Here is a 24,317-nt window from a genome sequence, read left to right as displayed (position 1 = left end):
AGGCCTTGATTGCCATTTCTGTGAAAAGGACGGTCGCTCAATGGGCCTGAGCGCGCTGATTTCGCCGTCCCTACCATTGACAGAACTCGAGGGGCTGTGACGCTGGTTGCATGAGACGCTCCCTCGGCGGCCTCGCGGCTAAGGTCCACGCGCTCTTCGATGCCGAGGGGCGCCTGGTCAACCTCGTCCTGACGCCGGCGAGGCGGTCGAATGTCGCATTTGACCTTTTGATTATGTTGCAACATAATCGCTGTGATTGCTTATGACAAGCAGGAGTTGTGGCACTCGGTCCGTGGCGATATGCAGGTGAAAGGCCGTGTGTATGGACTTCGCGACGGCACCATCTAACCCTTTGACGCAGATCGCGGACCGCGAATTATCGCATGATGAAAACCAGTCTTGATCACCTGCCATTGACGAAGCAGCGGGAACTCGCCCGCATCGTCGAGATCCTGCACGAGGAGTTCGAGGATGCGCTCAAGGGCAGCTCTTCCGAGTTCAAGAAAAAGGGCAGGATTCTCAAAATCATCCTGTTTGGGTCTTACGCGCGCGGCGATTGGGTCGACGAGCCGCACACCATGAAGGGCTACCGTTCAGATTTCGATCTGCTGGTTGTCGTCAACAACCGCAAGCTGACGGACTTTGCGACATACTGGTACAAGGCAGCCGACCGCCTGTTGCACGATCGCGGTGTTTCTACCCAGGTCGGACTGATCGTGCACTCTCGCCGGGAAGTGAATACCGCGCTCAGGCAGGGGCAGTATTTCTTCTCCGATATACGTCGCCAGGGCATCGTGCTTTATGAACTCGATGACGAGCCTTTAGCGGAACCAAAACCTCAGAGCCCCGCCGATGCGCTCAAATCAGCGCGTGGGCATTTCGAGGGCCGGATGCCTTCCGCAAGGAACTTCTACCGCTTATTCAATACGGCGTTGGCAGACGGCATGCTTAGAGAAGGTGCCTTCTTGCTCCATCAAGCTATTGAACAATCGTATTCGACATTCTTGCTAGCGAGGACTAGCTACAGCCCGCCATCGCACAATTTGAACTTTCTTCGCACGTTAGCAGAAGAACATGATCTGCGGCTGACTGAGGCCTGGCCGCGCGATCAGCAGCGTTTTCGCGCATGGTTCAACACGCTCAATGAGGCCTACGTCAAGGCACGATATTCCGAACACTACCAGATCAGCGTTGAAGCGTTGGAGTGGCTTGGCGAACGAACGGCGATCCTGCATGACCTTGTCGGGTCTATCTGCAGGCAGCATCTGGAAATGCTTGCCCAACAAGTTTCTGCTGCGTGAGCTCGATGCTTACAGGAGGACCAATTTGATCACACCAAGGGAGATCGGATCAGGCTGTTGAAGAAGGTGATGTGATTGCCAGGGACGACACGGAAAAGTCGAGACGGACTGTCTCGATCGTGGCTCAGCTAGAGTTTTGACGTCCGGCCATACTTAACCCCTGCGTCGGACATTCACGCAGGAACATCATCATGCTGAAACCTGACAGACAAACTCCGGCAAACGTTCATGGGAAGGCAAGCGAACTCGCCACTTCGGCAACCCTTGACGGCACCGCGCTGGTCGCGGCCTGGTGTGCCCTTTACGCTCGCAGTGAGGGTCGGGAAGCCGATTATCGGTTCTGGTTTAGGATCTTCGAAAGTCACCTCCCGCGAAAGCAAGGTTAGGCCTCCAATGCGAGGCGATGGTCATTGCGCGGACCCGAAATGGCGCTTCCACGTCGGGCTAGTTCGGCGTCAGCCAGACCTATTTGGGGCGCCGCTCAAGATTTTGAAGGTGATCCAAGCGAACCTGGCTTTCGCGGCCAAGCGCTCGGCGGAGCAACGCCACCAGACTGTCGATCGCACGCCCGTGAGCGGGGTTACGCGGCCGTCGTGCAAGAAAGTCGTCAATCGTCATCCAGCGGGCGGGGTTTGTGGTCCTGCCCGGCCTCACAAATTCAATGTAAAGGTGCAGAGTTTCGGGTTCGAACACGATCATCCATGCTCCGTCGCTATCTTCGGTCAGATGGTAGATTAGGGCGCTCATGGCAGTCACTCCTCAGCCCGGAAGTTTGCCGATCCGGCTGGGGATTTCCATCCTCAGAAACGGGTATTGACGCCTGACAGCTGTGCGCTTGCCCCTCGCTCTGGCGAACGACGGCTATTTTGCTCCGCCATCGACAATGGGATTGCCTCAGAGAGATGCCACAGGTGCAAGGACTATACCTGTGAGCTATCGCCTCATGTTGGCCGTTTAGAGTGCCTTTCTCACTGCCTAAAACCAGACATGCCAACGACCATGCCGGAGATCGCGGTTGCGCCATGGGCGGACGTTCGCAGGACGTTTCCAGAGCGGTCATTCGTGCGGCAATGTCCTGCCCGCTGGCCGGCGCTTTCCTGAGGTTGTCATGCGGCCGCTGACCGGAAAGTGAGAAGAATTCAAGATGCTTGGTCATGCCGGGAAGCTTCAGCGAAAAGGACCCGGCGAGCTCGCCGACCGAAAGCCCAGGTTCGTCTATCAGCCGTTGCTGGACGCCGCGCCGGGTGGAATCGGCCAACGCCCGGAACGTGCGGTCCATGCCTCAAAAGCTGTTTGCGGTTGAGCAGACGCAGGACCGCCGGGCACGCTCGACTGACCGGCGGGTTTCCGCACATCCTGGGGAATCTCCCCGCAGAAGGGGGCGCGTCGGCGAACGCAGCGTCGATCAGGCGGAAGGCTTTCCCTCCAGGCCTTCCAGATAGTGGCCCAGTAACTTCCAATCAGCGGACCATTGACTTCCAATCAGCGGACCATTGACTCCCATGCCGGATACCCGTCCTACGTGAAGCTTATGTGAAGCGCGGAAAGATGATGCGGTGGACGCGGAAGCGATTTGCGAAGCGGTGACACGTCCGACTAGCCGCTTTAGGTAGGCGGGGAGTTCCCCCTTTGTCGACCTCTGGCACGTCGAATTATTCCGGAAGGGCCGAGCGGACAGCCTACACACTGAAACTCAGTGCTTAGTTCTTCCGTATCCAGTTTAATGATGCCGTATATTCGCGGTGGCCTTAAGGAACCAAGTGACCTTGCGAACGGATTATTCCGGAAGCCGCAAAATGTCTGCGCGAGTCAGAATGTGAGCCGGTGCTATACCGCGCAGGGACAGGCTCCCTATGATCGTATCCATCGGCGCTCGACGGTCCTAATCGCCGCGCACAGAAAGGCCTCGGGTCAAATACGCCTGAACGGTCGCGCCGACGTTGGCGATGATCACCTCATGCTCCATCGCAACACAGGCGGGAAGAGCCAGCACATATCGCGTGAGTGCAAGTCCAAGGAACTGGCTCGCGATCAGGGCCGCCCGTCTGTCTGCATCCTCGGGGCTGCTAATCGCCGCAACCGCAACTTGGAGCTGGCCCTGGAAAATCTCTATCAAGCGCTGGCGAGCTTCCTCACTGCTGACGGCCGCGCGAAGGAGCGCGCCCAATTCCCCGCCGGACGGCGCTTGTTCCCACCGGGTCAGAAAATGCCGCGTCAGGTGTGCCCCGAGGTCATCCTTTGGAAGGCGAGTCAGATCAGGTAGGCGCAGTTCGAATTGAACCGCCACCGCAAACAGCCCATCCTTACTGCCGAAGTAGCGGATCACCATGGACGGCGCGGTTCGCGCCTCTGCGGCCACCAACCGGATGGTCGCGCGATCATACCCGTGTATCGCGAAGACATGGCGCGCGGCAGCCAGAATGCGGTCACGGTTCGGTTGAGACCTAAGCGGCCGCTGCGCTTGAGACCTCGCACTTTTATTTACGAGGTTCTGAACCAAATCGCCTCACGCAACGTTGAATGCGAACACCTGTTCGCATTTTTTGGAGTATGCCATGAACGCGCTACCTTCTCATCCTGAAATCGTCATCGTCGGGGCCGGCCCAAGCGGACTGGCCCTTGCCGCCGAACTTCGACGGCAGGGGGCGACACCGTTGGTGCTCGACCGGCAGGCGGAAGGCGCGAACACGTCGCGCGCCGCGGTTGTGCATGCGCGGACGCTGGAGGTCCTTGCGCCCCTCGGAGCAACCGCTGCACTGCTCGCGGAAGGGGTCAAGGTTCCGATCTTCCGCATTCATGATCGTGACAAGGTGTTGATGGAGGTCGACTTTTCCGGCCTTGATACCCCGTATCCATTCACAATCATGTGCCCGCAAAACCGAACCGAGGGCATCCTTCTGGAACGGCTGCGCGCGTTTGGCGGTGAGGTCGAACGTCCGGTGGACGTGGTTGCGGTCAATGTGCGGGGCAACGGCGTTGATCTGGCAATCAAGCGAGATGGCAAAGCTGAACAGCAGATCCAAACCAACTGGCTGATCGGCTGTGACGGCGCCCATAGCGTGGTGCGCGCCGCCGCCGGTGTCGCCTTCGAAGGCGGTGCATACGAGGAAAGCTTCGTCCTTGCCGATGTCCGGATGAACTGGCCGCTCTCCCGCGATGAGGTCAGCCTGTTTTTTTCGCCTGCAGGATTGGTGGTGGTCGCGCCGTTGCCGGATGAGGGCTATCGGATCGTCGCTACCATTGACACGGCCCCCGAGCATCCCGATATCGCGTTCCTGCAGCGCATTCTTGACACCCGCGGGCCACAGAGCGCGGGATCGACAATCCAGGAAATTGTCTGGAGCTCGCGTTTCCACCTTCAACATCGTGTCACCGCCACGCCACGCGTGGGACACATCTTGCTATGCGGAGACGCCGCGCATGTGCACAGCCCGGCAGGCGGGCAAGGTATGAACACGGGCATCCAGGATGCCGTATCCCTCGTTCAACCTCTGCTCGAAGCTGTCGGGTCGAGCGCCACCACCTCGCTGGATGCATGGGCGGCGCGCCGCCATGAGATCGCGTTAGATGTGGTCACGATGACTGATCGAATGACACGAGCAGCAACCCTTAAATCCGCGCCAGCACGTTTGCTGCGCAACACCGCACTTGCGATCGCCGGCCATATTCCTGGCATGCCTGCCAAGCTGGCGCGGCTGCTGGCCGAGCTTGATAACCGTTAGTTGTGCACCTAGAATCACTGTAAGTGTCTGATTTTATTATCAAAACAAAATAGATGATGGCTGGGGCGCCAGGACCCTCAATGCACATTTTTCCTACCGAAATTATACAATGTTTTCCAATACATAAGGATACGGCGCTCCTTCGGTCGAGCAAAATTTGTAGCAGTAAACTGTAGGCTGTTGACCGCCTGACTGCACTCGGGCAACGCTTGGACTATGCCTTGATCGACCGGCCGCTGGCGATACTCGTGACGATAGATGGAGCAAGTGGATTGAATCAGACGGTTGGTACCGATGTGCGATACTCCGCCGCACGACGACAGATAGCGAGAGGCCAGTCCGCCATCTGGTGGTTTGACGGACGCCTCGCCAACGCCCGCTACGGGGTGAAGTGGTAACCCGGGAGATCGAACAGTGGGCACTGCTACCCACACCAGCAGCGGCTAATGCGATGCTTTCGGGTAGCGGGTGTCCCGAGCTAGGTACCTGAGGAATCGGTTGGTGAGATAGCCGAGGCCGCAGCCTGCGCAGCGACTGCAAGCTGGGACATGACGCTCTGGGCTGCACGCGATGTCTCCTCGCCAAGAGCCTCAGCCAACCGGACCTGGGCGCGCTCCCACGCGGCCATTGAGTCGTTCATCAGCCGGCGCCCTCCGTCGGTAAGTACCAGGCGTTTGCCGGTTCGGCCCCGCCCCCCATGGCTGCGCACGAGATCCCTCCGCTCGAGGCTCTTCACGTTGCGGCTGAGAGTGGTGGCGTCGACCCCAGCGCGCGCCGCCAACTCAGCGAGCGTTGGTTCGTGGCTGCCGCCAATCCCCACAAGAAGGCTGAACTGCTCTGCGGTGATCCCCAAGGGCCGAAAGCAGGCATTGTAGTAGCGCGTGAGCGCCCGCGCTGTGACCCGGGCCTGGAAGGCCGGGCACTCGGTTTCGACGCGGCGATAGAGATCAGAAGCCTCTGTCATTTGCAGGTCTCGACAAGCTCCCACTCACATAATACTGTATATGCAGTATTGTTAGGGAGCCGCGCCATGACGGCCTATGTCCACGTCAATCTGCGTATAAAAGATCCGGCCAGGCAAGCCGCACTGGCGCCGCGCTTTCAGGCGGCGCTACAGACAGCAGGAGGCCGCATCCTCCACTTCGGGCCGGTGGCCCAGATGTTGGAAGGGGACGTGGCGCCATTGCCCATGGCCGGCATCTTCGAATTCGCGACCCTGAACGACGCGCTGGCGTTTTATCAGTCACCGGAGTACGCGCCGATCAAGGTTGAGCGCGACGCGGCGCAGGAAGCACGCATGTTTGTCGTAGACGCAGGCTGAGGGGTACCAAGACCGCGGTCGTCTGGCTACGGACGGGTCCCGCTCCGTTCGCGATCTTCGCAGCAAAGGGCTGCCTAGGAAGCCGCTGCCCCCGCTCCCGATCACGTACCGCCTGCTCTTCAGCCGCTGACAGGCGGACGGATCAACATCCGGCTGATCCGTGAAAATTGGCCCGATGTTCTGAGGCTCCCTGCCGGTATGGCCGCTGGAGCCGTCGTGCAGAGTCACAGGTTCCGGCGCGAAGCTCGACCGAGCCGAGCGACGCAAAATCATGGCGCTTGCTCAGTCTCGACAGATTGACGTGATCCTGGTTACTGAGCTTTCGCGTTGGGGACGCTCAACGATCGATCTACTCAATACGCTCCGCAAATTGGAAAGCTGGAATGTTCCGTCATCGCCATGAACGGGATAACCTTCGATCTGTCATCTCCACACGGGAGGATGCTTGCGACCTTCCTGTCGGGCATTGCGGAATTCGAACGTGACCCCATCAGTGAGCGCGTCAAATCCGGTCTCGCCGCCGCAAAAGCGCGGGGAAAGAAACTCGGCCGCCAGACAGGCCAACGTCCGAAAGGAGATCGCCTCGCCCCGAAGGTGCTCGCCGTTGTCGCCGAGGGGCGTAGCTATCGCTGGATCGCCCGCGATATGGCCATCAGCAAAAACACCGTGGCTGATATCGTTACGCGAACACGGGGCTCTCATCTGATGTCGGAGAACTGACTATTCGCAACTTGTCATCGGTTCAGGCTTGTCATCTTAATGGATTTTGATAGTTCGGAATTCCGGCCAACTCGAAGGAAAACGATATGCCGGATTTCTCCACAATCATGCTTTTTGCCACCGCGTGTGTCGTGCTCACTGCCACGCCCGGGCCCGATATGCTTCTCATTGCGTCACGCAGCATAAGCCAGGGGCGAGCTGCAGGGTTTCTGACCTATGCCGGTATAGCACTCGGCACATATTGCCATGCCCTCGCAGCAGCGTTGGGACTTTCACAGCTTTTTGTCGCAGTTCCAATGGCATACGAGATCATTCGCTGGGCTGGCTGCGCCTATTTGATGTACTTAGCTTGGAAAACTATTCGTTCTGAGGGCACGCATTTCTCCCCTACATCGACCCTAAAACGGTTCTCAATGAAGCGGATTCTCGGCGAAGGTCTGGCAACAAATCTTCTAAATCCGAAAATGGCCCTCTTTGTCCTGGCGTTGTTTCCTCAGTTTGTGCACCCAGAGGCGGGGGCACTCACCGTCCAAATGCTGGTTCTGGCTACCGTGCTGAACGGAATCGGCTTTGTCGTAAATGGCTCGGTTGTCTTGCTGAGCGGACATATCCGCAGTCGTGTCACCGGTTTGGTCCGGTTCAGGAAGCTGCCGCAGTATCTTCTCGCGACAGTCTTCGCAGGATTGGCCTGTCGTCTCGCATTGGGAGTCAGAAACTAACTGCATCCCATCCGACCAAGCCGGGCGGTTCTCGCGGGAAGCTTAAGGTAGTATTTCGCTCCCTCCTGCAAACGACCCCGTCTTGCTGACGCCAACGGCACGCATGACCGCCGCGTGCCCAGCTCATTGGCCCTGGCCACCACGATCCGGGCGCGCCAGACATGCTTCTGGGGACAGTTGCGGTCATCGACGATCGCCTGCAAGCGCTTGCGATCGGTCGAACTCAGATGGACGTGACGCCAGTATGCGTCCCGCAGACTCGCACGCCGCCAAGGCCATGGGAATCCCGACAAGGACTCTTACGTCGACATCAATCCACGAGCGTCCACGTGAGCAGCTTGCCGCCATGCTTTGACCCTTGCGGACATCGTTTTTGCACTGCCTATCAAAAGTGGCGACATGTGGAATTGGACTGTTCGGGCTTTCCTGTTTGTGAGGCGTGGCAGAGGCACGCGGAAGAAAGCCTTCGTCGACTGGATCGGTCCGGATTTTCCTCGACAAGTCGAGGATCGTAGTTCGCTCCAGATCTCTGCATGAAATTTCTTCAACTGAAGGTGAGGAGCCTCGAGTTGACGCTCACTGGAGCTGGACGCGATATCCCTTTGACGGTTCGGGGGAATTTTCATGAAGTTGTTTGCGCGTTGGAAAACAAATTTGGACAAACACGCAGTCTGCGCGGGTTATTTTTTCCGCTCTTCTGCGTCCGTGATTGCAATCGCCGCGAGCGTATGGGCCAGTCAATCCCAGGCCGAGACGATTACCATTTCGACTGCAACTACCGTCCCGGTGTCGTCCGTCGTAGAGTCGACAGGAACCGTCAACGTGACGCAGACAGGTTCCGTGACAACGCAGTCCGGAGGCAATCACGCCATTCAACCCTACCTCTCTCCGGGATTGGGGGTCTGGACGGTCAATGTCGACGGCTTGGTCAAAGTCCTCGATGTGGACAATGACGTGTATGGCATCTGGCTACGAGCGGGCGGAACAGTCAATGTGAGTTCGACCGGAAAGGTGGAGGGTTCGCGCAAGGGCTTGGTGATTGAGGGCGGGGTGGCAGACGTCCAGAATGACGGGTTGATTTCTGGCAGCCAGATAGCCGTTCATGTCCTTGCCGGTGGCAATGTCGAAAACCGGGGCACCCTGCTTGGAGGCGTTGTCTTCGCGACGTCTCCGACCCCCGGAACGTTCGTCAACAAGGGAAATGTTTCGAGCAACGGTGGCGGCTTCGGCGTCATCATGAATGGGGGTGGATCGCTCAACAATTCCGGAACGATCGAATTCACCAACATCGGACAAGGTCTTTGGAGCCGCGGCGACTTCACCTTCACGAACACCGGCACCTACACTGCTAAAGGTGACGCTTCTTTTTCCAGTCCGATCTATGGGGTGTTGCTACAGAACGGCAATGTGGCAGCCGATAATTCCGGAACCATCGAAGGTCGGGATGTCGGCCTTTTCGTTTCGCAAGGAACGGCGGATGTTACCAATTCCGGCACGATAACAGCCACCAAGGTGCATGCCGTCGCATTGCAGACGACTGGCGCCGCGTCCTTCACGCAAACGGCCGGCGCGCTGAACGGAGGAACCCATGGTCTCTCCGTTGTAACCTCGGGAGACACCGAGGTCACCATAACTGGCGGCGTCGTGACTGGCGGACTTTCAAGCGCAAACGGCATTGGTGTCAGGTTCGGCGGCAGCGGCAAGACACAAATGAGTGTGGCAAATGCGACCATCACAGGAGCGCAGGCGGCGATACAGGGAGGTACGGGATCGTTCGACCTGTCCCTACTTCAGGGAAGTATCATCAATGGCGACGTGAAGCTCGGTTCGGGGAATTCGAGCCTGAAGCTGGAGACCGGTGCATCCGTTCAAGGAAACATCGATGCCGAGGCCGGAACCAATACACTACTGCTGACAGGTTCGGGCAGCGGCAGCTTCCAGGGAAATTTTCTGAATTTTGCGTCGGCCAAAGTTGATGCCGCAGGCGGAAAATGGGCGCTTGGCAGCGACGTCACTCTTGTCGACGGTATGGAACTGGTCGCTGGGTCGCTTGCCGTCAACGGCAGCCTGAACGGCACTGTCGCCGTGAGAACGGGCGCCGGGCTGGGGGGCACCGGTACCGTCGGAGCCATGACGATCGATGCCGGCGGCGTGCATGCGCCTGGCAATTCGATCGGCACGCAGGCTATTGCCGGAAACTACGTCAACCATGGCACGTTGCAGATCGAGGCGACACCCGCCGCAGCCGACCAGGTCAAGGTTTCCGGCACGGTGGATATTTCCGGCGCCACGCTCGACCTGCTTATGTCGCCGAACTCGGCTTCCAGCTGGAATATCTCCAACGGACCTTTCAACATCATCGACAATGACGATACGGATGCGGTGACCGGCGTGTTCGGTGCCGTCAACAAGAACCTTTTGTTCCTGGACGAGAAGCTCGACTACGCCGGAGGGGACGGCAACGACGTGACGCTGGAACTGATCCGCAACGACATCGAGTTCGCCGAGGTCGGCATCACACCGAACCAACGGGCGGTCGCTGGCGCCATCGACAGTCTCAATTCCGGCAATCCACTGTGGAACGCCATCGCCCTGCAAGGTGACTCCGAGGCCACCCGTACCGCCTTCGACCAATTGACTGGCGAGATCCATGCCTCGGCCAAAACAGCGCTGATCAATGACACCCGCCTCGTTCTCAATGCAATCAACGAGAGGCTGCGCGCGGCCTTCTCTGGAACTGGCGCCACTGCTTCGCTGCCCGTGATGGCGTTCGGTGAGGGAGGACCGGAACTCGCTCCCGCCACGACCGATCAATTTGCCGCCTGGAGCACCGCCTTCGGATCTTGGGGCCATGCGGAGGAGGATGGCAATGCGTCGCTGAAGCGCTCCACCGGTGGGGTCGTGTTCGGTGTCGACGGCCCTGCTTTCGAAACCTGGCGCCTCGGTGCGATAGCCGGATATAGCCACACTAATATCGACGTAGAGGATCGGGCCTCGTCCGGCGATTCCGCAAACTACAATTTCGGGCTCTATGGCGGCGCGCAATGGAACCAGTTTGGCCTGCGCACCGGCGCGGCTTACGTATGGCACAACATCGAGACCGGCCGCACGGTCACCTTTCCCGGCTTCGCCGACAGTCTGCAGGCCAAATATGGCGCTGGCACTTTCCACGTCTTCGGCGAGGCCGGCTACCGTATCGATGCCGTCCCGGCAGCCTTCGAGCCCTTCGCCAACCTGTCGTATGTGAGCCTTCACACCGATGCCTATTCGGAAAGCGGGGGCGCAAGCGCGCTTCATGCCGAGAGTCAGACCACAGAAGCAACCTCTACAACGTTTGGGCTGCGAGCCTCGACCAGCTTCGACCTCTCGGGCATACGGGTCACGACAAACGGGACAATCGGCTGGCGCCATGCCTATGGCGATACAATCCCACTCTCCACATTTACCTTTGGCGGCTCCGAAGCGTTCGACATTGTCGGCGTGCCGATCGCCAGGGATGTCGCGGTCGTCGAAGCCGCCATCGACCTGAACCTTACAGACGACGCCATTTTCGGTGTGACCTACAGTGGACAATTGGCTTCAGGCAGTCAGGATCACACCTTCAATGCGAGGGTGGGCGTGGAGTTCTAGACGGACCGAAGAATACGTCGTGGCCGCCGCCGGAAATCATCGTTCTAGGATTGCCACCTTTTGCGACAGGTAACTTAAGCCGCGCGGCGCTCCCTCATGAAGCCATTGCGAAGGTGGGATTCGAACGAGCGCACCGCCGCGCTGGCGTTCTGAGCCGGGCCGTAAAGATTGATCGCAAAAGACGGCAGGCGAGGGACCTCGCATTCCGGCCCCAGAATCTCAAGGTCAGCGGGAGCATATGTTTCAAGCCATACCGAAACCGCAAGGTCGGCGCGGGTCGTCGCTGCGGTTGCTTCCATACTAACGTTCTCGAATACGGTGCGCCAGTCTCGCCCCGCCTTGTCCAGCGCCTCTATGACCGCCGGCCGAAACGCACAGGTCTCCGAAACCATCGAAACGGGAAGGGGCTTCTTGCGATAGGCTCGTCCTTGCTTCGCGCCGGCCCAAACCAGTCTTTCGACGCCCAGGCAATTGCCACCTGACGATGAGGCCCTCTCCTCAACGATAGCCAAGTCGATCTCCCCACCAAGAACGAGCTTCTTCAGTTCCGTCGATGAGCCGGACAGCAGGGATACCTCGACCAGGGGATACGCTTCCACATAGGCTTTCAGAATTGCCGAAAGCGTATTTCCGACGAGGTCGAGCGGCACGCCGACCCTGACGCGGCCAGAGGGACCAGTGGCGGTCATTTCCGAGATAATCTCGTCGTTCAGGCTTAGCAGGCGGATAGCTCTGCTCCGGAGACGCTCACCGGTGCGGGTCAGGCGCAAGCCCCTGCGGTCCCGGATGAACAGCGATGTTCCAAGGGATTCCTCCAGGCGTTTGATTTGTTGGCTGACGGCACTTTGCGTCAAATGCAAAGCGTTGCCGGCGGCCGTCATTCCGGCATGTTCAGCCACCGCAACGAATGTACGAACAAGGCCGAGGTCGAGAACGTTGATCATAGCCGCCATCACGTTTTCTAATCCTGTGCATTCCTAACATTCTTTTCCTTGCTGGCAACACCGATGATAGAGATGCCTTACCCAGGCACCGATGGACCTTGATGGCGAACTGCAACCAGCCGGTGCCGCTATGTCGAGACGTATGCTTTGCGTACGCGTGGCGGACCCTGTCCCGCCGCCGCGTAGCTCAGATCAGGAGGCGAATGAATGGTTCGAGCTATCCAGATTGGTGCCGTAGGCGGTCCAGAAGTCCTGAAATCTCAGTCTGTCGACATTGGCTTGCCTGGGCCCGGGGAAGTGAGGCTGCGCCACACAGCAGTCGGGGTGAACTACATTGACGTCTACTACCGCACGGGACTCTATTCTGCGCCCTTGCCGTTCATACCCGGTATGGAAGCCGCGGGCGTGGTTGAAGCGCTCGGGCCGGATGTCGAATCCCTGAAGGTCGGCGATCGGGTGAGCTACGCAGGGGCGCTTGGAAGCTACAGCGAGGCGCGCATCATAAATGCCGACAGACTGATAAGCCTTCCCGAGAATGTTTCCAACGATCTTGCCGCGGCAATCACGCTGAAGGGACTGACCGCCCAGGTACTCCTGCGGCAAGTCTACAAAGTGAAGTCGGGCGACACGATCCTGATCCATGCTGCGGCGGGTGGTCTTGGACTGCTCATGACACAATGGGCCAAAGCGCTCGGCGCAATCGTTATCGGAACCGTGTCGAGCGAGGACAAGGCCGCAATTGCCAGAGAGCATGGTTGCGATCATCCCATCGTCTACACGCGGGAGAACTTCGTCAGCCGAGTGCGAGAGATTACCGATGGAAAGAAACTTCCTGTCGTCTTCGACTCCGTAGGAAAAGACACGTTCCTTGGATCACTCGATTGCCTGCAACCACATGGCCTGATGGTGGTGAGCGGGGCTTCGTCGGGCCCCGTGCCTCCCATCCAAGTTTCGCAACTGGCGCAGAGGGGGTCACTGTTTCTGACGAGAGCAGTGGTCTTCAACTACACCGCGACGCGCGCCGATCTCGAGGCCGCTGCGGCCGATCTTTTCGCAATCGTTGGCAGCGGGAAGGTCCGGGTCTCCGTGAACCAACGCTATGAGTTGGCGCAGGCGGAAACAGCGCACCGCGAACTCGAGAATCGTAAGACGACTGGCGCCACCATTCTTTCCCTTTAACCTGGAGAACCACCATGACGCGCCACGCGATTACATCTGAAAAGCTCGCCCCTGTCGCAGGACCTTTTTCACCGGCCATGAAAGCCACCAGTGCCATCTACCTCAGTGGCCAGGTGGCTCAGGATCCGGTGACGGGAAAGTTGATCCCGGGTGATGTCAAAGCGCAGGCTGAGCAGATTTTCGCAAATCTCAAGGTGGTTCTGGAGGCAGCGGGCAAGACATTGGCCGACGTCGTTCGAGTTGGGGTCTATCTCACTGACATTTCGGACTTTGCCGCGGTAAATGAGGTCTACGCGCGCCACTTCAACACGCCATTTCCGGCCAGAACATGTATCGGAGTCGCGGCGTTGCCTTTGGGTGCCACTGTCGAAATCGACCTGATTGCTAACTGAAGGGCCGCGGCATGCAATCATTCCATTTCGTGATCGCGAATGTTTTTGCGGAGACCCATTTCGGCGGAAACCAACTTGCGGTCTTTACGGACGCGAGGGGATTGTCGGATCTGGCAATGCAATCCATTGCTAAGCAGATGAATCTTTCGGAGACGACTTTTGTGTTACCCGCAAGGGACAAGGTCAACGCCGCCAAAATCAGGATATTCACCCCCCAGGCTGAGTTGCCATTTGCCGGGCATCCGACAGTCGGCACTGCTGCAGTACTCGGTCAGCGGGGGCTGGGCGCAGGCCAGTTCGTTCTTGAAGAGGCGATCGGCGACATTCGGGTCGATGTAGAGTTGCGCGGCGACCGCATAGCGGCCCGGTTCCAGATCGATCGTCCTATCGATTCTCCTGGTTTTACACCTACGAATGCACTCGTGGCAGATTTGCTCACATTGGCTGAAGCGGATATTGCCGCAGCCTGGTTCGCAAGCGCAGGTGTCCCATTCTGTGTTGTCCAGCTTGCCGGGCGCGAAGCCGTTGATCGGGCTGTCCTTGACCGCAATGCCTGGAACGCGAAACGAAAGGACCTGTGGGCGCCAAACTTCCTTTTATTTGCAGGCAAGCCTACGTCCGAGCGTCTCTATGCGCGGATGTTCGCGCCAGCTCTCGGGGTCGATGAGGATCCAGCCACCGGCGCGGCCGCTGTTGCCCTGGTCGGTTCGCTGGCAAAGCGTGTCGTTGCCGGGGATGGAAGACTGGCAATCACGATAGACCAAGGCGTAAAAATGGGGCGGCCAAGCGTCATCGAAGCATCTGTGGATGTGCGAGCCGGCCAAACTTCAAATATGCGGGTCGGCGGTCTGACAGTGATCCTGGGCGAGGGCTCCCTCGCTGTCCCATCAAACTAAGCAGGATAGCGTCATAACCCACAGCCTGTGCAGCGGGTAACACATGCAGTTCACGAAGTTCCGCCTGAGTGATCCCCTGAATCACCTACGGAGGATTCTGGGGCAACTAGAGAGATTGGGTTTTGGACTTGAGTTTGTCCGCCTTCGCGCCAGGTTCTTCCGGGTTTTCGGACGTGTGTATCCTCTATCGCGTTGCTGGAAATCTGACCTCGCAAACGATTGTCGAGCGGACCGCCCAGTTGCCGGGCATGGAATCCCTCAGTCATGGAGACGCCACCCAAGGGCGCACCGCTGAACGACTACGGCAAGAAGACATTCCGCCGTGAAGGGCAGACACATCTAAAAGAAGATGGACCGGTCGAGGGTTAGCCGATCTGCTTTCTCATGTAGACGGTGATTCCGCCCATGAATGGTTCACGTCTGTCGGTCACATATCCGATCTTTCCATAGAGGTTCAAATTGGTTTCGAAGGCGGCATTCGTGAGCAATCGGATTTCTCGAAGCCCAGCCGACAAAGCCTTCTTTTCGGCATGACGCAGTAACTCCTGGCCAACTCCTCGGCCTTGGTCTTCTGGCCTTACAGCAATGTTTTCAATCCAAAGATGATCATCGTGCAGGATCGTCTCGATCAACCCTATCAATCTTGAATCCAAATGGGCGAGGTCGAAGTCGTGTTCCTGGACGGCCTTCTCGTAGTCGACGGTCATCGGCCGCGGTTTTCTTCCGATGATCGGGATCCATTTCGCATAAGCCATGCAGACCACGTCTGTGATCGGTGCCACGTCTCCCGGTTCGGCCGGTCGCAATCTGATGGTCTGCTCAGAGGGCATGGATGCTCCTCAAGTCGCTCGAGTGTTCTTTTATTGCCTCACTCATCGTATTTTCCCGTACGCGGTTTGTCGGTTCCAGAAGCTGATACGCTGCATGATCCCCGGATGCTGATGGAGTATCGGGATCCAATGGAGAGTTTTTCAAGCAAGTTCCTTTCGTCTTTTGCTGAGGGCCGCTCATGTGGGGAATCGCACCCCACGATGACCGAAAAACATGTGGCGATATGGGGATGAACGCGACTGATCTTTGGATGAGGGGAACGTTCGGCCTGAGGACTGAATGTCGGGATGCGGTCCCGCGCTCAACCCAGTCTTCGAACAGAGGAAGCCCGAAGGATTGACGCATGTTCGGGATCGCCTACATCGCCTATTCGACGTTGCCGGCGCGCGGCTTGCGTCGAGCGGTGTTCCAATGACCGTCATGTCGGCCAGTTGGATTGTGCTGGGCGTAGCAACGACTATTGGGTGCCCCCTGACAGCGGTGTTGCTTTCGACGCCTAGCATAAGGATGTCCGCTCTAAACGTCGCCCTGTTCTGTGGAGCTGTTGGGGCTTGGTTGGTTGGATTTGAAGGCGCGCTCTATCCACTGCTGGCCTCCTTCTTCGTAGGGCTTGGCTGCTACGCCCGCGATCATCACCGCCTGCGTAAGACAGCGGATCAGCAATGCCGCCTACGCCCGCGTTTTCAGCCTAGCCGCGACCTCGCTCGGTGTTGGCCAACTCGTTGGGCCGGTACTCGCAGGCATGCTTGCCGATCGGTACGGTTCGGGCGCAGTCACCATCTTCGCAGCCGCCAGCTACGCATTGGGAGTCGTTTGGCGGTGACCGATGCGTGTTTCGGCCGCAGGGCGAAAGGGATGCTTTCAAGGGACTACGCCAAACGTGATTTTGGGGGCGCTTGACGGCGACGTTGCCCTTAGACCTTGGCGGTGCCTGACAGAACCTCGACGCATTGGCCGCTGGCTCTGGACCGGATGCCGTCAGGTGTCTTGCGGGCTTCAACCATTATCAGGCTGGGCCTTCCCATCTCGATGCCTTGGCTTACTTCCAGGGCAAGGCTGTCTTGCCCAGTTCGCGAAAGAACCAGAGCAACCATCGCGGCGTTTGCGCTGCCAGTGGCAGGATCTTCCCACGTTCCGCTTATTGGCGCGAACATACGGGATCGGACCTTGTTGCCGTCACGAGAGTAAAAGAGGACGGAAAAGCGTGTGCCGCTTGAGGGATGAGCTGCGGCGGCGCGTCGGAATGCGGGCAAGTCCGGGGCAGCCGTAGCGAGGGCTTGGCGTTCAACCTCGACAATGACGAACTCGACACCGACCGAGGCCGTGATAGGAAGGTGGGTGGAGGTGATAATTCCGGTTGAGGGAATTCCGATGGCATCAGCCACCGATTGGACACTTATTTCCATACCCGTACTTAGTGGCTGGGGCGCATCAAGACTGGCGCGTTGGATGGATCGGTTGAGATCCCTGTCGAGGCGTACTTCAACCAGCCCTGCCTTCTGTTCGAGGCGGAGGGTGTCAGAGCTTTCCTTTGCGCCAACGACAAATGCGGTCCCGATTGTAGGATGTCCTGCAAACGGCATCTCGTCCGTTCGATTGAAGATACGGACCTTGGCTGTGTTTTCGGGATTGTCAGGGGGAAAGACGAACGTCGTCTCGCTCAGATTGAATTCGGCGGCAAGCTGCTGCATCTGTTGAGTGGAAAGTCCCGACGCGTCGGGAAAGACCGCGAGCTGATTGCCCCCGAAACGACGATCGGTGAAGACGTCGACAGTGATAAACTCATACTCTTGCAATTTGTCTTCCCCATCTGTGTCGTATGATTTGGCATTCTATTTCTTCGTCAGCCTGCCCCTGAGAAATGCGATAATTTCATCCCGGGCGGCTATAGTCGGCTGACCCTGCTCGTCGATTAGGTGCACGGTGACAACGCTGTGAGGAGAGCGCACGTGCTTCTCAAAAAACGGCGGCACATCCTGTTTTGCCGCGCTGTCAGGTAGAACTCGTTCGACGAAATGGTTGCCAAGCGCCTGGCGGTACGTCGCAAACCGCTCGGCCCTGCAAAAACGATCACCCTCGAAACGATAAGCCAGCACGTCCAGATTTTCTCTGTCCAGGCGCTTGCGGATCGTTGATATCTCCTCTGCGGAAATTTCAATTCCTGCCGGATTGTCGAGCGGCAATGAGGGCTGACATAGTACCGATGCGATCGTTGCTTCGTCGAGCATCATGCTCAGGGCAAAATTGCCGGTAAAGCACATTCCGATCGCGCCCACTCCGACACCGCCGCACTCATCCAGTGCAATTCTTGCCAAAGCTCGCAGCCACTCCGTTACCGGGCTGGCAAGACCACCTCCGAGAGCCCTGAAGTCCGTGCTTATGCATGTTCGCCGAAAAACTGCGGCGCCCTCGTCGGCGCTCTGCACGGCACCATCGCGGCCGAACAGAGAAGGCATGTACACGGTAAACCCCGCATCCCGCACCCATCGCGCGAAACGGGCGACGTGAGGACTTATTCCCGGCATCTCCGCCATAATGACGACAGCGGGTCCACTACCGCTGACATACACTGTCTTTGGCTGGCCGAGCGCTCGGACCTCACGACGCTTGAAGTCAGCCAAATCGTCATCTCGGTTCAAATCTCGGTGCGGCATACGAGGTGACACAATCGCTGTAAATCAGATGTTCGATTCGAAAGAATGTCTTCCAACTTGTTCCAGCGCTCCCTCGCGCGAAAGGAGGGCCGGGGCGGATGACTCGATGCGATCGAGCCCGAGGAAAGGGATGTAGTGTCAAAAGGTGGCTACATTTCCTGTCGCCGGCAACTGAAAGTATTTCACGTGCCAGTGATTTGATTTCGCGCGCCGCAAGTGACAAAAATCTGCCGTTTGGCCGAGACAGGCGCGCCAGCAGGTGAAAGGCCATTGACTGCCAGCGAAGGCCCACACTTCGTCACCCTACCGGTCGAACCTCAACTGTGGAGTCGCGCGCAGGCAACCGTAATCCGCCGCAGGGCTTCCCGCAGTTCTGCCTCGGAGGTGGCATATGAGATGCGGAAAAATGGCGACAGCCCGAACGCCACGCCGGGGACCACCGCCACATGCGCATGTTCTAGCAGATAGTCGCACAGGTCGCTATCTGAATCGATCCGCTGGCCGCCAGGTGTCATTTTCCCGATCAGACCTTGGCAACTCGAGAAGGCATAGAATGCGCCTTCCGGCATCCGGCAACGCACTCCGGGAATGGCGTTCAATTCGGCAACGACAAGATCGCGTCGGCGACGAAAGCTCAATGTGCGTTCCGCCAAAAATCCTTGCGGGCCCGACAATGCCGCGCCCGCCGCCGCCTGGCTGACAGATGACGGGCAGGAGGTCGACTGGCTCTGCACCACCGCCATTGCTTTTATCAACTCGCGGGACCCGCCGGCATAGCCAATTCGCCAGCCGGTCATCGCGTAGGCTTTCGAGACACCGTTGACCGTCAGTGTTCTCTCTTTCAGCTGTGGTTCGAGCCCAACCGGTGTGACGAAGCGAAAATCGTCATAGACGATGTGTTCGTAAATATCGTCCACCAGCAGGTTGACGTGGGGATGCCGCAGCAGCACCTCTATCAGGGTTCGATATTCGTCTTCGCTATAGGCTGCGCCAGAGGGATTGGAAGGCGAATTGAGGATCACCCACTGCGTTTTGGACGTGATCGCATCGGCGAGCTGCCTCGCGCCTAATTTGAACCCGTTTTTCGCGCTGCACGAAACACAAATCGCACTGCCCCCGCCGATGGCGACGATGTCTCGGTAAGATGTCCACGCGGGGGTAGGGATGATCACCTCATCCCCGTCATTCAATGTCGCCATCATGGCGTTGAACAGGATCTGCTTGCCGCCGGTCGCTACCGTAATTTCGTCGGTGGCGTAGTCAATTCCGTTCTCGCGACGGAATTTTTCTCGGATCGCCTGTTTCAGCTCGGGTGTTCCGTCGAGGGCTGTGTATTTCGTGTCGCCGGCGTGGACCGCATCGCAGGCCGCCTTCTTTACGTGGTCCGGTGTATCGAAATCCGGCTCGCCCGCGCCCAGGACTATTACCGGAATGCCCTCCCGCTTCATGGCCTGGGCTCGGGCGCTGATCCTCAGGATCTGCGACACACCGATCGCCGATATTCGGGAGGCCGACCTAAAGTTCACCTTGTCCATCACTGGCACCGCGGTCATTGCTTTTCTCTCAGTCGATATCGAAAGAGACGCCCTGGGCGAGCGGCAGCGCCTTGGAATAGTTCACCGTGTTGGTGGCGCGGCGCATATAAGCCTTCCATGCATCTGAGCCGCTCTCGCGGCCGCCGCCGGTTTCCTTTTCGCCGCCGAAGGCGCCGCCGATTTCGGCTCCCGACGTGCCGATGTTGACGTTGGCGATGCCGCAATCCGAACCGTCGACGCCGAGGAAGCGCTCGGATTCCTGCAGGTCGCGGGTGAAGATCGACGACGACAGGCCGGCTCCGACCGCATTGTGCTCATCGAGCACGGCGTCGAAATCCGAATATTTCATCACATAGAGGATCGGTGCGAAGGTCTCTTCCGTCACCGGAGCCACCTGCTTCGGCATTTCGACCAGCGCCGGATGCACATAATAGGCATCGGGATGGCCATTCTCGACCCGCTTGCCGCCGGTCACCTTGCCGCCATGGGCGGTGGCTTCCTTCAGCGCCTTCTGCATGGCGTCGAAGGCGGCCTTGTCGATCAGCGGCCCGACCAGAGAGGACGTCTCCAGCGGATTGCCAACCGAGACGCTTTCGTAGGCCTTCTTGAGACGCGGAACCAGGGTATCATAGACGCTGTCATGCACGAACAGGCGCCGCAGCGTGGTGCAGCGCTGGCCGGCTGTGCCCATGGCGCCGAAGGCGATGGCGCGCAGCGCCATGTCGAGATCGGCGGTCGGGCAGACGATGCCGGCATTGTTGCCGCCGAGTTCCAGCACGGCACGGGCAAAGCGCTTGGCCAGGCGTGGGCCGACATCGCGGCCCATGCGGGTCGAGCCGGTGGCCGATACCAGCGGCACCTTGGGGTGATCGACCAGGATTTCGCCGACGGCGCGATCGCCGATCAGCACCGGCGCCAGCCCCTGCGGCGCATCCGTGCCGAAACGCTTGACGGCGCGCTTGAAAATCGCCTCGCAGGCAAGTGCGGTCAGCGGCGTCTTCTCCGACGGCTTCCACACCACCGCGTCGCCGCAGACCAGCGCCAGCGCCGCGTTCCACGACCATACCGCGACCGGGAAGTTGAAGGCGGAAATGACACCGACGACGCCCAGCGGATGCCAGGTTTCCATCATGCGGTGTCCCGGACGCTCGGTGGCGATGGTCAGGCCGTACAATTGCCGGGAAAGACCGACGGCGAAATCGCAGATGTCGATCATCTCCTGCACTTCGCCGAGGCCCTCGGACGGGATCTTGCCGACCTCGATCGACACCAGCCGGCCAAGCTCGGCCTTATGCGCGCGCAGCTCCTCGCCGAGCAGCCGTACCAGCTCGCCGCGCCGCGGGCCCGGCACCAGCCGCCAGGACTGGAACGCCTTGTGCGCGGCATCGATGGTCTTGGCCGCGTCGGCCGGCGAGATGGTCTTCAGCGCGGCGATCTGCTCGCCCGTCACCGGGCTGCGCACGATGAGGTCGCCACCGACAAGCGCCTCCTTGGCGACGCCCAGTTTCGCCAGCAGCCCCGATGCTTCGTTTCGGACATTCATGTCTCACTCCTTCTGTTTTTGAAATGATCGGATGCGTGTCAGCTCACCCTTACAGCTCCGAGCTCCGACGCGGACGTCACCTGCTTGAGAGCCGCTGCAAATCGTCTGAGCTTGAGAGGGGTATAACGGTCATAGAGATGTTGATTGCGGCGACCCAGCGCATGTTCGGCGCTGAAGCTCCCGCCAAACATTTCGACGGCGACGGAGTTCACCTCGTGGCGCAATGACTCGATCAACGAGCCTTCGACAGCCTCCCCAGGGTTCTCGGCGATGACAAGGTTGAAATGAATGCCCCCATCGCCGATATGGCCGAAGTCGCAAATCTCCACGGTCGGGAAACACGTCGACAATCTGCTTTCCATTTGCGTCCGAAAGCGCATCGAGTCACCCCGACGGAAAGCAAGGTCAAAAGCCACGAGATGACCAGCGGCTTTCACACCTTCAGACAGGGCGTGGCGCAGCCCCCACATCTCTCGCGGCGGCCCGACAAATGCGTCGATCAGCGGCTCCGCTGGGTCTCGCCAGATTTCTTCCAGAGCCGTCTCGAGGAGCGCTTCCAGTGGCTCCTCTGTGCTACGACGCGTCCACGACCGGGACACTTCGACCAGGATGACAAACGATGGCACCTGCCCGCCCGGGAAAGGATTCTTCAGCGCAGGCGAATGAGCGAGCGCATGGCGGATTGCCGAACCTGACATGCCCTCGAACGCACTCAGCTGCGATCCGAGATGCTCCTCCAAGGCCGCAAGCAAGGCCATTACATGGCTGTCAGACCTTGGCACCAGATAGGCGGTCGCCGATTGATTTAGCAGCCTCTCTAGGTTGAGCTCGCATTCGGTAACTACGCCGAATGCCCCTGACGTGCCGATGAACAGATGCTTCCAGTCCGGTCCTGTGTTGTCTTTTCGCAGCCCAGTCCCGAGGTTCAGTATGGTGCCTTCATCATCCGCAAGCACGACTTTAAGGCCGAGGACGTTTCGTCTCACGTCACCGAACCGTATGAAACGCGCGCCGCCGGTGTTGGTAGAGACCATCCCTCCAGCAGTAGGGTCAGCGCCAAGGTCGATAGGGAAGAACAGCCTGTGCGGCGCAAGCCGGGCATTGATCTCGGAGAGCCTCAGGCCGGCATCCACTCTTACGGAGCGGTTGAAGATGTCTGGCTCAAATATCTTGCGCAAGCGGTCGAGGCTGAGGACGCCCTGCGCGCCGGTCATATCGGGGATAGATCCGCCGACAAGGCCAGTATTCCCCCCTTGCGGCACGAGAGCGATCTCGTTTCGGCAGCAATAGGCGAGGAGACGGGAAACTGCGATCGTGGAACTCGGCCTGGCGACGAAAGCCGCGCGGCCTTCATCGTGCCTTGCACCCGTCTGATAAGGCACCATATCGCCCGGTTCGGTCAAAAGTCCGTTGTCGTCCAGCAAGGCACGAAGCTGCGCTATGTGGCTGCTAGCGATCATGGTCAGGCCACCGAAGCCTTGCGCTCGAGTAGTCGCAGGCAGTGTTCGAGCGAGGCCATCTCGATACCGGCGTAATGATCGAACTCATTCAGGATTCTTGCACCCAAGGCCTTTTCAAAAACCTTTTGGTGCGGACTGGCGACAAACTGTTGTGTGTCAGCGTCGCCGAGGTTGGACTGGAAAATGCCGGCAGCGCTGATGGGCAGGAAATCCTGATAGATGATCGGCTCACAGTGGATTACGCCCGATTCAATCAGCGCATCGATATTGCCCTGCGCCACGCCACGTGGTGCGGTGTTGCCACTCAGCGAGTAGAAAAAATAACCGAGCCGGGCCTTTCTGATCGCGTCCCAGTTGTCGGGGAAAGCCTGGAAGGATGTTTCCAGCGCCTCGCGGTATGCTTGCGCGTTTGATCCATCCGTGCGCGGCCGCACCTTGAGCCGGGCCTGCGTCAGGAGTCGGTCGTAGAGCGCGCGCCCCTTTGGAGTGAGGGCGATCCCCCGTTGCTCGATCTCGCCGAAGCGAGCCGTGTGCGATCCGTGATGCACTTTGCCTGAAGCGTCGCGGAAGGACACCGATTCCTCGATAGCCTTGAATGAGGTCTGCCGAAGCAGAATGGGGCAATTTCGTCGCGGCGGTCCCTCGACTACCGCCTTAGGTATCATGCCGTGTTCGACCATTCGTCCATGAACCGCATCGATATCGAGCGTTCTCGGCGTCAGGTGATTGATATGCGGCCCTTTGAAGGAGACGACATCAGCGATCAGGCGATGGGCATCATGCAGCCGGCGATAGAGCTCGCGGTCCACACTGGCTTCGCTATGCCAACGAAAGGTGTCGAGTACTTCCGAAACGAATATGGCCACGTCCCCGGACTCAAGGCCTCCTTGGCTCTCCGCCTTCTCGACCAGCGACATCACCACGCTGGAGAAGATGTCACGGGTCGAGACCAGTCTGTCCGCCTCCTGGCGAAGCTCTTCATCCTCGATGAGGTCAAGCCGCAGGAGCGAGGTGAATATCCTGAACGGGTTGATCGCAAGCGCTAGGTCGCTGACTGGCCGGAAAGCAGTAGAGTGGACAGGAATGCCCGCCTCACTCAGATCGTAGTAACCAACGGGAAACATGCCCATGATTGCGAACACGCGCCGCGCCATGGCAAGCTCGCGGGGGGTTCCCAGTCGGATGGCTCCGTGACGCTCCTGAGATATCCGGTCCAGACTTTCGGCCGCGTCTAGCGTTGCGAGAAAGCCTGGTCCTTCGACAAGCGCCTGCCGGTTTACATCGGCGACCAGAGACATCAGCGTGCCGTACGCCGGAACCTCCAGGCGATACATCTCCGACATCGCGGTGGAAAACGCCGAGCGAATGTCGTTGGATGTGGCGAAAACATTGCGTTGCAAAGTGTTCTTCCCTCTGTAGGCAAAATGAGAGATCATTCGCAAACAGAGTGATATCGCCGTTTAACCTCGA

20 protein-coding genes and 2 pseudogenes are annotated in these 24,317 nt (G+C 58.9%); 11 read left to right on the top strand and 11 right to left on the bottom strand.

The genetic code is table 11. From position 1 onward, the window contains the following. Positions 1-98 precede the first annotated feature (98 nt). Positions 99-194: pseudogene (locus BLS48_RS36290) on the top strand (IS5/IS1182 family transposase); the annotation flags it as partial. Positions 195-386: 192 nt separating this feature from the next. Further along, positions 387-1,301: a nucleotidyltransferase and HEPN domain-containing protein gene (locus BLS48_RS22780; RefSeq protein ID WP_091582538.1), complete on the top strand. Its 915-nt coding sequence runs from the start codon at positions 387-389 to the stop codon at positions 1,299-1,301. Positions 1,302-1,766: 465 nt separating this feature from the next. Here BLS48_RS22780 and BLS48_RS22775 read toward each other — a convergent pair whose 3' ends face one another. Next, on the bottom strand, positions 1,767-2,048 hold the full coding sequence (locus BLS48_RS22775; RefSeq protein ID WP_143019471.1) for a hypothetical protein: 282 nt from the start codon (positions 2,046-2,048) through the stop codon (positions 1,767-1,769). 1,135 nt (positions 2,049-3,183) lie between these two features. Further along, on the bottom strand, positions 3,184-3,801 hold the full coding sequence (locus tag BLS48_RS22770; RefSeq protein WP_208604660.1) for a TetR/AcrR family transcriptional regulator: 618 nt from the start codon (positions 3,799-3,801) through the stop codon (positions 3,184-3,186). A 55-nt stretch (positions 3,802-3,856) separates the two neighbouring features. Here BLS48_RS22770 and BLS48_RS22765 point away from each other — a divergent pair, with 55 nt between their 5' ends. Continuing rightward, positions 3,857-5,023 carry an FAD-dependent oxidoreductase gene (locus tag BLS48_RS22765; RefSeq protein ID WP_091582423.1) on the top strand — a complete coding sequence of 389 codons (1,167 nt, stop codon included), beginning with the start codon at positions 3,857-3,859 and terminating at the stop codon, positions 5,021-5,023. 478 nt (positions 5,024-5,501) lie between these two features. Here BLS48_RS22765 and BLS48_RS22760 read toward each other — a convergent pair whose 3' ends face one another. Continuing rightward, on the bottom strand, positions 5,502-5,987 hold the full coding sequence (locus BLS48_RS22760) for a MarR family winged helix-turn-helix transcriptional regulator (RefSeq protein WP_091582420.1): 486 nt from the start codon (positions 5,985-5,987) through the stop codon (positions 5,502-5,504). Positions 5,988-6,053: 66 nt separating this feature from the next. Here BLS48_RS22760 and BLS48_RS22755 point away from each other — a divergent pair, with 66 nt between their 5' ends. The 5 genes and pseudogenes from BLS48_RS22755 (at position 6,054) to BLS48_RS22740 (ending at position 11,413) form a co-directional block, all read left to right on the top strand. Beyond that, positions 6,054-6,344: a DUF1330 domain-containing protein gene (locus tag BLS48_RS22755; RefSeq protein WP_091582417.1), complete on the top strand. Its 291-nt coding sequence runs from the start codon at positions 6,054-6,056 to the stop codon at positions 6,342-6,344. Between the two features lie 126 nt (positions 6,345-6,470). Beyond that, on the top strand, positions 6,471-6,644 hold the full coding sequence (locus tag BLS48_RS36805) for a Tn3 family transposase (protein WP_143019474.1): 174 nt from the start codon (positions 6,471-6,473) through the stop codon (positions 6,642-6,644). Then, positions 6,616-7,064 (top strand): annotated as a pseudogene (locus tag BLS48_RS22750) (recombinase family protein). Before BLS48_RS36805 ends, BLS48_RS22750 begins: the two are co-directional and overlap by 29 nt. 86 nt (positions 7,065-7,150) lie before the next feature. After that, complete coding sequence (locus BLS48_RS22745) at positions 7,151-7,783, top strand: LysE family translocator (protein ID WP_091582414.1); 633 nt, start codon at positions 7,151-7,153, stop codon at positions 7,781-7,783. 624 nt (positions 7,784-8,407) lie between these two features. Then, positions 8,408-11,413 (top strand): autotransporter outer membrane beta-barrel domain-containing protein, encoded by a 3,006-nt coding sequence (locus BLS48_RS22740; protein WP_091582412.1) that lies wholly within the window; start codon positions 8,408-8,410, stop codon positions 11,411-11,413. 74 nt (positions 11,414-11,487) lie between these two features. On the opposite strand, the gene BLS48_RS22735 is transcribed toward BLS48_RS22740, so the two are convergent. Further along, on the bottom strand, positions 11,488-12,366 hold the full coding sequence (locus BLS48_RS22735) for a LysR family transcriptional regulator (protein WP_342028529.1): 879 nt from the start codon (positions 12,364-12,366) through the stop codon (positions 11,488-11,490). A 198-nt stretch (positions 12,367-12,564) separates the two neighbouring features. On the opposite strand from BLS48_RS22735, the gene BLS48_RS22730 reads away from it, so the two are divergent. The 3 genes from BLS48_RS22730 to BLS48_RS22720 are packed head-to-tail and all read left to right on the top strand — an operon-like array spanning position 12,565 to position 14,824. Continuing rightward, positions 12,565-13,536 (top strand): quinone oxidoreductase family protein, encoded by a 972-nt coding sequence (locus BLS48_RS22730; protein WP_091582409.1) that lies wholly within the window; start codon positions 12,565-12,567, stop codon positions 13,534-13,536. Between the two features lie 14 nt (positions 13,537-13,550). Then, positions 13,551-13,928: a RidA family protein gene (locus BLS48_RS22725; RefSeq protein ID WP_091582406.1), complete on the top strand. Its 378-nt coding sequence runs from the start codon at positions 13,551-13,553 to the stop codon at positions 13,926-13,928. A gap of 11 nt (positions 13,929-13,939) precedes the next feature. Next, a complete protein-coding gene (locus BLS48_RS22720) occupies positions 13,940-14,824 on the top strand; it encodes a PhzF family phenazine biosynthesis protein (protein ID WP_091582404.1) in 885 nt (294 codons plus the stop codon). A gap of 365 nt (positions 14,825-15,189) precedes the next feature. Here the strand turns inward: BLS48_RS22720 and BLS48_RS22715 are convergent, their stop codons facing one another. The 7 genes from BLS48_RS22715 to hglS form a co-directional block, all read right to left on the bottom strand. Next, complete coding sequence (locus BLS48_RS22715; RefSeq protein WP_091582401.1) at positions 15,190-15,654, bottom strand: GNAT family N-acetyltransferase; 465 nt, start codon at positions 15,652-15,654, stop codon at positions 15,190-15,192. 915 nt (positions 15,655-16,569) lie between these two features. Beyond that, a complete protein-coding gene (locus BLS48_RS22710; protein ID WP_091582399.1) occupies positions 16,570-17,451 on the bottom strand; it encodes a PhzF family phenazine biosynthesis protein in 882 nt (293 codons plus the stop codon). Between the two features lie 36 nt (positions 17,452-17,487). Further along, positions 17,488-18,276, bottom strand: coding sequence for a dienelactone hydrolase family protein (locus tag BLS48_RS22705; protein ID WP_244529782.1), 789 nt, complete (start codon positions 18,274-18,276; stop codon positions 17,488-17,490). Between the two features lie 350 nt (positions 18,277-18,626). After that, a complete protein-coding gene (locus BLS48_RS22700; protein ID WP_091582393.1) occupies positions 18,627-19,862 on the bottom strand; it encodes a pyridoxal phosphate-dependent aminotransferase in 1,236 nt (411 codons plus the stop codon). Between the two features lie 10 nt (positions 19,863-19,872). After that, a complete protein-coding gene (gene amaB, locus BLS48_RS22695) occupies positions 19,873-21,387 on the bottom strand; it encodes an L-piperidine-6-carboxylate dehydrogenase (RefSeq protein WP_091582390.1) in 1,515 nt (504 codons plus the stop codon). 38 nt (positions 21,388-21,425) lie between these two features. Continuing rightward, on the bottom strand, positions 21,426-22,847 hold the full coding sequence (locus tag BLS48_RS22690) for an FAD-binding oxidoreductase (RefSeq protein WP_091582387.1): 1,422 nt from the start codon (positions 22,845-22,847) through the stop codon (positions 21,426-21,428). Between the two features lie 2 nt (positions 22,848-22,849). Continuing rightward, positions 22,850-24,247, bottom strand: coding sequence for a 2-oxoadipate dioxygenase/decarboxylase HglS (gene hglS / locus BLS48_RS22685; RefSeq protein ID WP_091582530.1), 1,398 nt, complete (start codon positions 24,245-24,247; stop codon positions 22,850-22,852). Between the last annotated feature and the right edge of the window lie 70 nt (positions 24,248-24,317).

The organism is Mesorhizobium qingshengii (assembly GCF_900103325.1).
In the GTDB taxonomy this organism is placed as follows: Bacteria; Pseudomonadota; Alphaproteobacteria; order Rhizobiales; family Rhizobiaceae; genus Mesorhizobium; species Mesorhizobium qingshengii.
Note: the sequence above shows the minus strand (reverse complement) of the source record. Positions and strands in the feature narration are given on the sequence as shown.

Coding starts and splice junctions, on each gene's coding strand:
- BLS48_RS22780 (WP_091582538.1), top strand. CDS start 387: ATGAAAACCAGTCTTGATCACCTGCCATTGACGAAGCAGCGGGAACTC.
- BLS48_RS22775 (WP_143019471.1), bottom strand. CDS start 2,048: ATGAGCGCCCTAATCTACCATCTGACCGAAGATAGCGACGGAGCATGG.
- BLS48_RS22765 (WP_091582423.1), top strand. CDS start 3,857: ATGAACGCGCTACCTTCTCATCCTGAAATCGTCATCGTCGGGGCCGGC.
- BLS48_RS22760 (WP_091582420.1), bottom strand. CDS start 5,987: ATGACAGAGGCTTCTGATCTCTATCGCCGCGTCGAAACCGAGTGCCCG.
- BLS48_RS22755 (WP_091582417.1), top strand. CDS start 6,054: ATGACGGCCTATGTCCACGTCAATCTGCGTATAAAAGATCCGGCCAGG.
- BLS48_RS22745 (WP_091582414.1), top strand. CDS start 7,151: ATGCCGGATTTCTCCACAATCATGCTTTTTGCCACCGCGTGTGTCGTG.
- BLS48_RS22740 (WP_091582412.1), top strand. CDS start 8,408: ATGAAGTTGTTTGCGCGTTGGAAAACAAATTTGGACAAACACGCAGTC.
- BLS48_RS22735 (WP_342028529.1), bottom strand. CDS start 12,366: ATGGCGGCTATGATCAACGTTCTCGACCTCGGCCTTGTTCGTACATTC.
- BLS48_RS22730 (WP_091582409.1), top strand. CDS start 12,565: ATGGTTCGAGCTATCCAGATTGGTGCCGTAGGCGGTCCAGAAGTCCTG.
- BLS48_RS22725 (WP_091582406.1), top strand. CDS start 13,551: ATGACGCGCCACGCGATTACATCTGAAAAGCTCGCCCCTGTCGCAGGA.
- BLS48_RS22720 (WP_091582404.1), top strand. CDS start 13,940: ATGCAATCATTCCATTTCGTGATCGCGAATGTTTTTGCGGAGACCCAT.
- BLS48_RS22715 (WP_091582401.1), bottom strand. CDS start 15,654: ATGCCCTCTGAGCAGACCATCAGATTGCGACCGGCCGAACCGGGAGAC.
- BLS48_RS22700 (WP_091582393.1), bottom strand. CDS start 19,862: ATGACCGCGGTGCCAGTGATGGACAAGGTGAACTTTAGGTCGGCCTCC.
- amaB (WP_091582390.1), bottom strand. CDS start 21,387: ATGAATGTCCGAAACGAAGCATCGGGGCTGCTGGCGAAACTGGGCGTC.
- BLS48_RS22690 (WP_091582387.1), bottom strand. CDS start 22,847: ATGATCGCTAGCAGCCACATAGCGCAGCTTCGTGCCTTGCTGGACGAC.